The sequence below is a fragment of the Variovorax soli NBRC 106424 genome, from assembly GCF_001591385.1.
Lineage (GTDB): Bacteria > Pseudomonadota > Gammaproteobacteria > Burkholderiales > Burkholderiaceae_C > Variovorax > Variovorax soli.
Window position 1 is genome coordinate 1 of sequence record NZ_BCUU01000135.1, and the last position, 11,561, is coordinate 11,561.

General features: G+C 67.0%; 11 protein-coding genes. 10 read left to right on the forward strand and 1 reads right to left on the reverse strand.

The window, feature by feature from the left end; all coding sequences use genetic code 11:
• The 5 genes from VSO01S_RS24235 to VSO01S_RS24255 form a co-directional block, all read left to right on the forward strand.
• Nucleotides 1-1,048, forward strand: a 1,048-nt coding sequence (locus VSO01S_RS24235) for a BMP family ABC transporter substrate-binding protein (protein ID WP_068645348.1), incomplete at its 5' end; no start/stop codon positions are given.
• 97 nt (nt 1,049-1,145) lie between these two features.
• Entirely contained in the window at nt 1,146-2,147 is a 1,002-nt protein-coding gene (locus VSO01S_RS24240) for an aromatic ring-hydroxylating dioxygenase subunit alpha (RefSeq protein WP_068645349.1), read from the forward strand.
• Nucleotides 2,147-3,193 carry an adenosine deaminase gene (locus VSO01S_RS24245; protein ID WP_068645350.1) on the forward strand — a complete coding sequence of 349 codons (1,047 nt, stop codon included), beginning with the start codon at nt 2,147-2,149 and terminating at the stop codon, nt 3,191-3,193. Before VSO01S_RS24240 ends, VSO01S_RS24245 begins: the two co-directional genes overlap by 1 nt.
• 99 nt (nt 3,194-3,292) lie before the next feature.
• Nucleotides 3,293-3,748, forward strand: coding sequence for a hypothetical protein (locus tag VSO01S_RS24250; protein ID WP_068645351.1), 456 nt, complete (start codon nt 3,293-3,295; stop codon nt 3,746-3,748).
• Nucleotides 3,749-3,852: 104 nt separating this feature from the next.
• Nucleotides 3,853-4,950, forward strand: a complete 1,098-nt coding sequence (locus VSO01S_RS24255) for a BMP family ABC transporter substrate-binding protein (protein WP_068645352.1) — start codon at nt 3,853-3,855, stop codon at nt 4,948-4,950.
• Between the two features lie 114 nt (nt 4,951-5,064).
• On the opposite strand, the gene VSO01S_RS24260 is transcribed toward VSO01S_RS24255, so the two are convergent.
• Nucleotides 5,065-6,228, reverse strand: a complete 1,164-nt coding sequence (locus VSO01S_RS24260) for a glycosyltransferase family 4 protein (protein WP_068645353.1) — start codon at nt 6,226-6,228, stop codon at nt 5,065-5,067.
• Nucleotides 6,229-6,357: 129 nt separating this feature from the next.
• Between VSO01S_RS24260 and guaD the strand changes: the two genes are divergently transcribed.
• From guaD to VSO01S_RS24285, 5 genes are all read left to right on the forward strand, one after another.
• Nucleotides 6,358-7,647, forward strand: a complete 1,290-nt coding sequence (gene guaD / locus VSO01S_RS24265; RefSeq protein WP_068645357.1) for a guanine deaminase — start codon at nt 6,358-6,360, stop codon at nt 7,645-7,647.
• 59 nt (nt 7,648-7,706) lie between these two features.
• Nucleotides 7,707-8,273, forward strand: a complete 567-nt coding sequence (gene dcd, locus VSO01S_RS24270; protein WP_068645354.1) for a dCTP deaminase — start codon at nt 7,707-7,709, stop codon at nt 8,271-8,273.
• Nucleotides 8,274-8,304: 31 nt separating this feature from the next.
• Nucleotides 8,305-9,192: an alpha/beta hydrolase gene (locus VSO01S_RS24275; RefSeq protein WP_153305406.1), complete on the forward strand. Its 888-nt coding sequence runs from the start codon at nt 8,305-8,307 to the stop codon at nt 9,190-9,192.
• Between the two features lie 87 nt (nt 9,193-9,279).
• On the forward strand, nt 9,280-10,164 hold the full coding sequence (gene ypfJ / locus VSO01S_RS24280; protein WP_068645356.1) for a KPN_02809 family neutral zinc metallopeptidase: 885 nt from the start codon (nt 9,280-9,282) through the stop codon (nt 10,162-10,164).
• Nucleotides 10,165-10,307: 143 nt separating this feature from the next.
• A partial coding sequence (locus VSO01S_RS24285; RefSeq protein ID WP_068645358.1) for a DEAD/DEAH box helicase occupies nt 10,308-11,561 on the forward strand: 1,254 nt, incomplete at its 3' end.

Below are 11,561 nucleotides of genomic sequence, written 5' to 3' on the forward strand. Positions count from 1 at the left end.
GGCGCCCACCGCAGCCGCGCCCGCCCCGGCCGCCGGCCCGCTGAACATCGCGTTCGCCTATGTCGGCCCGGTTGGCGACGGCGGCTGGACCTACGCACACGACCAGGCCCGCAAGGCGCTGGAAAAGGAATTCGGCGACAAGATCAAGACCACGTATGTCGAGAGCGTGCCCGAAGGCGCGGATGCCGAGCGCGTGATCCGCGACATGGTCGGCCAGGGCAACAAGCTGATCTTCGGCACCACCTTCGGCTACATGGAGCCCATGCTCAAGGTCGCCAATGACACCAAGGACGTGAAGTTCGAGCATGCCACCGGCTACAAGACCGCCGACAACATGCGCACCTACGACAGCCGCACCTACGAAGGCGCGTACATGGCCGGCATCATCGCCGGCGGCATGACCAAGAGCAACGTGCTGGGCGTGGTGGGTTCGGTGCCGATCCCCGAGGTGCTGCGCAACATCAACTCCTTCACCCTGGGTGCCCAGTCGGTCAACCCGAAGGTCACGACCAAGGTCGTGTGGGTCAACGAATGGTTCAGCCCGCCCAAGGAAACCGAGGCCGCCACGGCCCTCATCAACGGCGGCGCCGACGTGCTGTTCCAGAACACCGATTCGCCCGCCGTGCTGAAGACGGCGCAGGAAAAGGGCAAGCGCGCCTTCGGCTGGGATTCGGACATGACCGCCTACGGTCCCAAGGCCCACCTGGCCTCGGCCATCATCAACTGGGAGCCCTACTACAAGAAGGCCACGCAGGACATGCTGGACGGCAAATGGGCCACCGGCCAAAGCTGGTGGGGCGTGAAGGAAGGCTCCATCGACATCGTGTCGATTGCCGAAGACGTGCCGGCCGACCTCAAGTCCAAGGTCGAGGACGTGAAGAAGGGCCTGAAGGACGGCAGCTTCACCATCTGGAAGGGCCCGATCGTCGGCCAGGACGGCAAGGAACTCGTGGCTGCCGGCGCTGCCGCGGACGACAAGTTCCTTTCCGGCATCAACTTCTACGTGAAGGGCGTCGAAGGCAAGGTACCGGGCGGCGACAAAAAGTAAGCCGGCGGCGCGTTCAACCGCGCTGACAGCCAAGGGTTGCCCGGTGCGGGCAACCCTTTTTTCTTTGAAGCGAAGAAGCACGAGAGGACGAGGTTTCATGATCGAGAAGGAGCTTTGGCACCCGGTGGCGCTCGCGGCCGGTGTGGGCGATGCGCCGGTGCCGGCGCGCCTGCTGGGCGAAGACCTGGTGCTGTGGCGCGATGCGCAGGGCCGCGTACATGTCTGGCAGGACCGCTGCCCGCATCGCGGCGCGCAGCTGTCGCTGGGCCGGGTGGTTCCGTGTGAAGGCGAGCAGGGCGGCTCCAGGCTCGAATGCCCCTACCACGGCTGGCGTTTCGATGGGGCCGGCCAGTGCAGGGAGGTGCCTGCGCTGCCTGGCTTCACACCGCCGGCCACGCACCGCGCGCGCACCTTTGCCGCGCGCGAGGCCTACGGCCTGGTCTGGGTGCGTCTGGACGGCGAGGACGCGGGTGATCTGCCCGCCTTCGAAGCCGAAGGCGACGAGCGGCTTCGCAAGCTCGACTGCGGCCCCTATGTGGTGGAGGCCAGCGCGCCGCGCCTGGTCGAGAACTTCCTGGACATGTCCCACTTCGGCTTCGTGCACGAGGGCTGGCTGGGCGCGCGCGACATGGCGGCCATCGACGACTACAAGGTCGAGGCCACGCCCACTGGCCTGCTGGCCACCGGCTGCAAGGCCTGGCAGCCGCAGTCCAGCATCAACTCCACCCGGCCCGCCCATGTGGAATACAGCTACGAGGTCACGGCGCCGTACTCGGCCGTGCTGGTGAAGGTTCCGGAAGCGCAGAGCGTGGGCGCGCAGGGGTATCGCGAATCCATCGCGCTGTTCATCTGCCCGACCGATGGCGAGCGCTGCACCGTCTGGTTTCGCCTCGCCATCGCCGACTGGCAGCGCAGCGAGGCCGAGCTGCGGCAGTTCCAGGACACCATCTTCCTGCAGGACAAGCCGGTGCTCGAATCGCAGCGGCCCAAGGCCTTGCCGCTCGACCTGCGGGCGGAGCTGCACACGGCCGCCGACAAGGCATCATCCTTCTATCGCCGCTACCTCAAGGGGCTCGGCATCACCATCGGAGTCTGCTGATGAGCGCAAACACCATTCCCCACATCGCCCCCGAACGCCTGCCCGAGCTGTTGCGCGCCATTCCCAAGGCCGAACTGCACATGCACATCGAAGGCTCGCTGGAGCCCGAGCTGATCTTCGCGCTGGCACAGCGCAACGGCGTGAAAATTCCCTACGCCAGCGTGGAGGAGCTTCGCCAGGCCTACGCCTTCACCAACCTGCAGAGCTTTCTCGACATCTACTACGCCGGCGCCAGCGTGCTCATCCAGGAGCAGGACTTCTACGACATGGCCTGGGCCTACCTGGAGCGCGCCAAAGCCGACAACGTGGTGCACACCGAGATGTTCTTCGACCCGCAGACGCACACCGCGCGCGGCATCCCGGTCAAGACGGTGATCGACGGCCTGCACCGCGCCTGCATCGACGCCCGGGCCAAGGTGGGCGTGAGCGCCTCGCTCATCCTGTGCTTCCTGCGCCACCTGAGCGAGGAAGAGGCCTTCGCCACGTTGGAAGAAGCGCTGCCCTACCGCGACAAGTTCATCGGCGTGGGCCTGGACTCGAGCGAGGTGGGCCACCCGCCCGAGAAGTTCGCGCGTGTCTTCGCCCGTTGCCGCGAACTGGGCCTGCACCTGGTGGCGCATGCCGGGGAAGAGGGGCCGCCCGCTTATGTGTGGAGCGCGCTGGACGTGCTCCAGGTCGAGCGCGTCGACCATGGCGTGCAATCGGCCAAGGACCCGGTGCTGATGCAGCGCCTGGCCCAGGAGCGCGTGCCGCTCACCGTCTGTCCGCTGTCCAACCTCAAGCTGTGCGTGTTTCCGGACTTGAAGCAGCACAACATCAAGGCGCTGCTCGATGCGGGACTGGTGGCGACCATCAACTCCGACGATCCGGCCTACTTCGGCGGCTACATGAACGAGAACTGGCTGCAGACCTTTGCCGCCACCGGGCTCGATGCAAGCCACGCCTGGCAGCTGGCGGCCAACAGCTTCGAGGCCAGCTTCATCGACGAGGCAAGCAAAAAGGCCTACATGGCGCAGCTGGACGCGGCTTTCGCACGCTTCGCCTGATCGGCGCAGGGGCTTTTGGCGGTGCTCATCAAGGCGTCATTCGGCCATTTCTAGAATGGCCGGCCGATTCCACTGCCCTGATTTGCCAAGGAAGGTCCCATGCTCGAATTCGACACGTCCTCGCAAGCTCAGGCCGTTCGCACCGTTCTGGCGCAGCATGGCCCACGGGCTGCGCTGGCGGTGCTCAACGACCGCACCGATTTCCGCTTCACCGCGCTGTACAAGCTCGAGGATGGAGAGATGCGCGCCGTGCACGCCTTCGACCGCACCAGCGAGTACCGCACCTGGCTGTCCGCCGTGCCGCTGGAAAGCAGCTTCTGCCGCTTCGCCATCGAGCATGGCGAGTTCATGACCGAGCATGCCTCGGCCGACGCACGGCTGGCGCGCCCCTATGCGGGCCTGGTCGAGTCCTACTACGGCCACGTGCTGCGCAATGCCGACGGCACGCCGTCGGGCACCTTCATCCATTTCGACCTGGAGCCGCGCAGCATCGAGCAGGATGAGCAGGCGTTCCTGCGCGACCTGGTGCCGCTGTTCGGCCAGCACCTGGACTGAACACGGCGCGTCGGGCCGAGGCCCGCCAGCTAAAATGAGCGCCTGGCGCTGCTGCCCCGCAGCGCCTTTTTTCTTTGTGTATCGGGGCCATGTAGAGGAACACCATGTACAAAAACCTCGTGGGCCGCGCCTTGCTTGCGCTGGCTTCCACCAGTTTTTTCTTTTCTATTTCCACCACCACCGCGCAGGCGGCCGATCCGCTCCAGATCGGCTTCGTCTACGTCACGCCGGTGACCGACGCAGGCTGGACGCACCAGCATGACGAGGGCCGCAAGACCGTGGCCGCGGCGCTGGGCGATAAGGTGAAGACCACCTTCGTCGAGAACGTGCCCGAAGGGCCCGATGCCGAGCGCGTCATCCGCGACCTGGCGCGGCAGGGCAACAAGCTCATCTTCACCTCCAGCTTCGGCTACATGGAGCCGACGCTGAAGGTGGCGCGCGACTTTCCCGACGTGAAGTTCGAGTCCATCACCGGCTACAAGCAGGCGGCCAACGTGGCCACGGCCAATGCACGCTACTACGAAGGCCGCTACCTGGCCGGCATCGCCGCCGGCCGCATGAGCAAGACCCACGTGGCGGGCTACGTGGCGGGCTTTCCGATTCCGGAGGTGCTGCAGGGCATCAACGCCTTCACGCTGGGCATGCGCTCGGTCGACCCGAAGGCGCAGGTGAAGGTGATCTGGCTCAACGAGTGGTTCAATCCGCCGGCGGAGCGCGATGCGGCCATGACCCTGTTCAACCAGGACGTGGACGTGATCGCCTTCCATACCGGCTCCACGGCCGTCATGGCGGCGGCGCAGGCGCGCGGAAAGATGGCCATCGCCTATCACTCCGACATGCGCAAGGTGGCGCCCGACGCGCAGATCGTTGCGGTGCAGCACCTCTGGGGCGACTACTACACCCGGCGCGCCCGCGCGGTGCTGGACGGCAGCTGGAAGAGCGGCGACACCTGGGGCGGTGTGAAGGAAGGGATGATCCGCGTCGGCGAATTCGGGCCGAACGTGCCCAAGACCGTGCAGAGCGAAGTGCTGGCGCGGCAGAAGGACATTGCCGACGGCAAGCTGCAGCCCTTCCGCGCTTCGGCGGCCGACGTGCGCGACAACGAGGGCAAGGTCCGCATCGCCGCGGGCAAGTCCCTGTCCGACCCCGAGATCCTCCAGATGAACTGGCTGGTCGAGGGCGTGCAGGGAAAAAGCAAATAGCCCCCCGGCTTTTCACTTCGCTTCGCTGCGTGTAACTCCACCCCCCGAGGGGGAGACCCCACCTGGGGCCCGGCAAAGCCGGTTCCCCGGTGCGGGACTTATTTCGGTCGCCTGTCAGCGGTTGCCGGTGGCGCCCACGCCTTCGGGGGCGTTCTGGCGCGCCGCGATGACTTCGCGGTATTGCTCGACGTAGCGCGACGCCATGTGGGCGGCCGAGTAGTGCGCCGCGTTGGCCAGGCCGCCTTCGCGCATGGCGGCGAAGCGGGGCGCGGCCTCGCGGATGGCCCGGGCGATGGCGACCGGGTCCCTCGGGTCCACGTACACCGCGGCGGCGGAGCCGATCTCGTTCATCGGCGCCAGGTCGGAGGTGAACACCGGGCAGCCGCAGGCCTGCGCTTCGATGATGGGCCAGCCGAAACCTTCCTGCAGCGACGGAAAGAGCAGGGCGGCCGCGCCGCAGTAGAGGGCGCGCAGGTCGTCGTGGGACACGTCGCGCAGCACGTGCACCCGCTCGGCCAGGCCCGTTTGGTCGGCGACCAGGGCGAGCATTTCCTGCGTAAGCGCCGAGCCGACGAAGACCAGGTGCTGCACCGGCGACGACGCGGCATTCTTCTGCAGTTCTGCAAAACAGCGCAGCACGGCCATGCGGTTCTTGCGCGCGTGCTCGTGGCCGACGTGCAGCAGATAGGGCGCTTGCGGGTCCAGCCCGTGCGCCACCAGGCATTGGCGCACCACGTCGGCGGGCAACGGCCCGAACTCGTTGTTCAGGCCCATGGGCACGACCTGGATGCGGGCCGGTTCGGCCAGGCCGAGCGCCAGCACCTCGCGATGGGTCGCGGCCGAGACGCACACCAGCCGGTCGGCAAAGGCAAAGCCGCGCGCGATCAGCTTCTGGAAGATGCGGCCGGTGAAGCCCACCTGCCAGTCGCGCACGATGCCGCGTGCCGCCTGGATGGCGATCACGTCGTGGCAGGTGAGCACGCTGGCATGCCGCGCCAGGCGCGGCATGTACATGGCGTTGGAGTGGTCGCACACGTGCACCACGTCGGCCCACCGCGCGCGCCGCGCCAGGGTCGGCAAAAAGAGGATGAACTTGTCCAGGTAGCCCGCCCACTTGCGCAAGGCGCCCGGCATCGGCAGTTTCGCTGCACGGGCCTGGGGGCTGAGCACCTGCACCTCGCAGCCCAGGCGCGGCAGCTCGCGCTCGAGCATGGCCGAGAAGGCCAGCATGCTCTTCTGGTCGTCGAGCGGGTAGTTGCCGATCAGCAGGACTTTCATGTCAGCGAAGTTGTTGGCGTGCGGCGTTTCATTGCCTGAAATTATGTCCGTCCGGCTGTGCGTATGGGGGCTATACGCCGGCGTGCATTGCAAAGCGTGGCCGTTGAACTACGCTTTGCCGCCATGACGATGAAAGCCCTTCGCGCCTCCTTGCTGCGCTTCGACCCCACCACCACCCAAGCCCAGTTCGAAGAGGATGGCCTGCTGGTCATCGGCCCCGATTCGCGAGGCCGCCAGGTGGTGCAGGCCGCCGGCAGTTATTCGGCGCTGAAGGACATGTATGCGCAGGTGCCCGTCGAGCACCTGCCCGGCCGCATCCTGGCACCGGGCTTCATCGACATGCATGTGCACTATCCGCAGACGGACATCATCGGTGCGCCGGCCGCGGGCCTGCTGCCCTGGCTGGAGAACTACACCTTCCCGGCGGAGAGCCGCTTTGCCGACCCCGCGCATGCCAGTGCCGTGGCCGAGTTCTTCCTGGACGAACTGGCGCGCAACGGCGTGACCACCGCGCTCACTTTCGCCACCTCGCACCCCGCCTCGGTCGACGCGTTCTTCGAGGCCGCCCAGCGCCGCAGCCTGCGCATGATCAGCGGCAAGGTGCTGCAGGACCGCCATTCGCCCGACGGCGTGCGCGACGACACCGAGCAGAGCCTCCTGGACACCGAATCGCTCATCCGCCGCTGGCACAACGTGGACCGGCTGGGCTACGCCATCACCCCGCGCTTTGCGCCCACCAGCACCGACGCGCAGCTGCACGGCGCGGGCGAACTGGCCAAGGCCCACGGCGACACCTGGATCCACACCCACGTCTCGGAAAACAAGGACGAGGTGAAGTGGGTGCGCGAGCTGTTTCCCAAGGCGCGCTCGTACCTGGACGTGTACCTGGGCTTCAACCTGATGCGCGAGCGTGCCGTGTACGCGCACTGCATCCATTTCGACGACGACGACCGCTGCCTGATGCGCGACACCGGCGCCGTCACGGCCGTGAGCCCGACCAGCAACCTGTTCCTGGGCAGCGGCTTCTTCGATTTCGAGGGCGCCGACCGCATCGGCTACCGCTACGGCCTGGCCAGCGACGTGGGCGGCGGCACCAGCTTCAGCCCCTTCGCCACCATGATGGCGGCCTACTACGCGGGCCGCGAGGGCCAGACCAAGCCGGGCGTGAGCATTCCGCCCTCGCAACTGTGGTGGCATCACACGGCCGGCGCAGCACGCGCGCTGGGCCTGGCGGGCGGGGTGGGCAACCTGCAGCCGGGCTGCGAGGCGGACTTCCTGGTGCTCAATCCGGCGGCCACGCCGCTGCTGGCGCGCAAGACGAAGCTGGCCGACAGCCTGGAAGAACTGCTGTTCGCGATGATCGTGCTGGGGGATGACCGGCTGGTGGAACGCACGGTCATCTCGCAGGCCATGGCCTGACCCTGCCAGGCGGGGCGTGCTCCCCCTAGAATTGCGCCCCTGAATAGGACGCGCAAAAAATGAGCATCAAGAGCGACAAGTGGATCCGCCGCATGGCAGAGAAGAACGGCATGATCGAGCCTTTCGAGCCGGGCCAGATCCGCGAAGCCAACGGCCACAAGATCATCAGCTACGGCACCTCGAGCTACGGCTACGACATCCGCTGCGCGCCCGAGTTCAAGGTGTTCACCAACATCCACAGCACGGTGGTCGATCCGAAGAACTTCGACGAGAAGAGCTTCGTGGACATGCACGGCGACCATTGCATCATCCCGCCCAACAGCTTCGCGCTGGCGCGCACGGTGGAGTACTTCCGCATCCCGCGCAATGTGCTGACGGTGTGCCTGGGCAAGAGCACCTATGCCCGCTGCGGCATCATCGTGAACGTCACGCCCTTCGAGCCCGAGTGGGAAGGCTATGTGACGCTCGAATTCAGCAACACCACGCCGCTGCCCGCCAAGATCTACGCCGGCGAGGGCTGCGCCCAGGTGCTGTTCTTCGAGAGCGACGAGGTCTGCGAGACCAGCTACAAGGACCGCGGCGGCAAGTACCAGGGCCAGCGCGGCGTGACGCTGCCCAAGACCTGAAGGCCGGACCGAAGCACGCGTGAGGCCGGCCATGCTGCGCCTGTGGCTGCGAGCCTGGCTGCCGTCCATGGCGGCGCTTGTGCTGCTGGCCGGCGCATGGTCGCCGGCCCGGGCCGGCACCATCGAAGGGGCCCAGTTCAAGAGCTCGGTGCTGGGCCGCAATTGGGCGTTCAACGTCTACCTGCCCACCGGCTACGACCCGGCCGGGCCGCTGCGCTACCCGGTGCTCTACCTGCTGCACGGCAACGGCGCCGACCGCCACGAGTGGGTGAACAAGGGGCGCATCCGGCGCACTGCCGACGCGCTGATCGAATCCGGCGAGATACCGCCGGCCATCATCGTCATGCCCGATGCCGGCACCAGCTGGTATGTCGACCTGAAGGAGCCGATGGAAAGCGCCTTCTTCCTGGAGCTCATTCCGGTCATTGAGAAGAACTACCGCGCCCTCGGCACGCGCGACGCGCGGGTGATCGGCGGGCTGTCCATGGGCGCATACGGCGCGTTGCGCTATGCGCTGAAATACCCGGAGAAGTTCCAGGCGGCGGCCTTGCTGAGCCCCGCCGTCTACAACCCCGAGCCGCCGGAAAACTCGTCGGCCCGCCACGTCAAGGTGTTCGCGCTGCAGGGTGGCGACGGCAGCTTCAGCCCCGAGGTCTGGAAGGCCTACAACTACCCGGCGCTGTGGGACGCCTTCCTGCGCAAGGGCCTCAAGGTGCCCATGTACATCAACTCGGGCGACGACGACGAGTTCTTCATCGAGGCGCAGGCGGTGCAGCTGTACGAGCTGCTGCGCAAGAACCGCCAGCCGGCGCAGCTGCGCATCGTCAACGGCGGGCACGAGTGGGCCGTGTGGGAATCCACCATCGGCGATGCCTTGCGCTACGTGTTTCAAGGTGTTCGACGGACGCAGGCGCAGTAGCCGTTTTCCGCTCGCGTCCGACAGGCGTGCTGCCTGGCGCGGCGGTACCATCGGCCGACGCATAGGCGCAGGCCGCTGGAGAAGACGATGAGATGGGAAGGCAACGAGCAATCGGACAATGTTGAAGATCGTCGCCACAGCGGCGGGGGCGGCGGCGGGTTTTCGGTGGGCGGCCGGGGCATCGGCCTGGGCACCATCGCGATCGCGCTGGTGGCCGGTTGGATCTTCGGCATCAATCCGCTCACCGTGCTGGGGCTGCTCAGCGGCGGGGAAGGGCCGGCGCCCCAGGTCCAGCAGCAACAAGGTCCGGCGCAGAAGCCGCCGGCCAACGACCGCGAGGCGCAGTTCGTCTCGGTGGTGCTGCGCAACACCGAGGTGGTGTGGTCGCAGGTCTTCCAGCAGGCCGGCGGCACCTACACGCCCACGCGCCTGGTGCTGTTCCGCGGCTACCAGCAGACGGCCTGCGGGGCCGGCGAGTCGGCCATGGGGCCGTTCTATTGCCCCGGCGACAAGAAGGTCTACATCGACCTGAGCTTCTTCGACACCTTGAGCCGGCAACTGGGCGCGCCCGGCGAGTTCGCCCGGGCCTACGTCATCGCCCACGAGGTGGGCCACCACGTGCAGGACGAACTGGGCATCACCGGCAAGGTCGACCAGATGCGCGGGCGTTTGAGCCAGACGCAGAACAACGCACTGAGCGTGCGCGTCGAGCTGCAGGCCGACTGTTTTGCCGGTATCTGGGCTCACCACTCGCAGGAATCCAAGCAATGGCTCGACCCGGGCGACATCGAGTCGGCCATGAACGCAGCCCAGAAGATCGGCGACGATGCCCTGCAGCGCTCGGCCGGCCGCGCCGTGGTGCCCGACAGCTTCACGCACGGGACCAGCGCGCAGCGCCAGCGGTGGTTCTACAGCGGCTTCAAGGGTGGCCGGGTACAGGATTGCGATACTTTTTCGGCTAAGCAGTTGTAACTGCCCGCAAAAGCCAGCTCCGCACCGGGGAACCGGCTCCGCCGGGCCCCAGGTGGGGTCCCCTCCTTGGGAGGTGGCGAATTACACGGAGCAAAGCGGAGTGAAAAGCCGGGAGGCCCCAGGATGCGACAATACGGGGCTTCATGAGTACTCTTTATTCAGACCTCGCGCTGGCTGAACCGCTGAAGCGCGCCGTGGCCGAAATGGGCTACGAGAACATGACGCCGATCCAGGCGCAGGCGATTCCGGTGGTGCTGACCGGCCAGGACGTGATGGGCGCCGCCCAGACCGGCACCGGCAAGACCGCCGCCTTTTCGCTTCCGCTGCTCGAGCGGATGCTCAAGCACGAAAACACGTCCACCTCGCCGGCGCGCCACCCCGTGCGCGCCCTGGTGCTGCTGCCGACGCGCGAGCTGGCCGTGCAGGTGGCCCAGCAGATCGAGCTGTACGCCAAGTACACGCAGCTGCGCAGCACGGTGGTCTTCGGCGGCATGGACATGAAGCCGCAGACGGCCGAGCTCAAGAAGGGCGTCGAGGTGCTGGTGGCCACGCCCGGTCGCCTGCTGGACCACATCGAAGCCAAGAACGCGGTGCTCAACCAGGTCGAGTACGTGGTGCTCGACGAGGCCGACCGCATGCTGGACATCGGCTTCCTGCCCGACCTGCAGCGCATCCTGAGCTACCTGCCCAAGCAGCGCACCACGCTGCTGTTCTCGGCCACCTTCTCGCCCGAGATCAAGCGCCTGGCTGGCAGCTACCTGCAGAACCCGGTCACCATCGAGGTGGCCCGGCCCAACGAGACGGCCTCCACCGTCGAGCAGCATTTCTTCAGCGTGGCCGAAGACGACAAGCGCCGCGCCTTGAAGCAGATCGTGCGCCAGCGCGGCATCTCGCAGGCCTTTGTCTTCGTCAACAGCAAGCTGGGCTGCGCACGCCTGGCGCGCTCGCTGGAGCGCGACGGCCTCAGGACCAATGCCCTGCACGGCGACAAGAGCCAGGACGAGCGCCTGAAGGCGCTCAACGCCTTCAAGGCGGGCGAGGTCGATCTGCTGGTGTGCACCGACGTGGCCGCGCGCGGCCTGGACATCAAGGACGTGCCGGCGGTCTTCAATTTCGACGTGCCGTTCAACGCCGAAGACTACGTGCACCGCATCGGCCGCACGGGCCGCGCCGGCGCCTCGGGCCTGGCCGTGACCTTTGCCTCTGGCGGCAACGACGTGCGCCTGGTGGCCGACATCGAGAAGCTCATCAAGAAGAAGATCGAGCTGGAGCCGGTCGAATTCGAGGAGGACCGTCCGCGCGGCCGCATCAACGACGGCCGCCGCCGCTGGCGCGACGAAGGCGAGGCGGGCGATTCGCGCGACGTGCTCGACCAGCCGCGCGAGCGCTTCGACGCG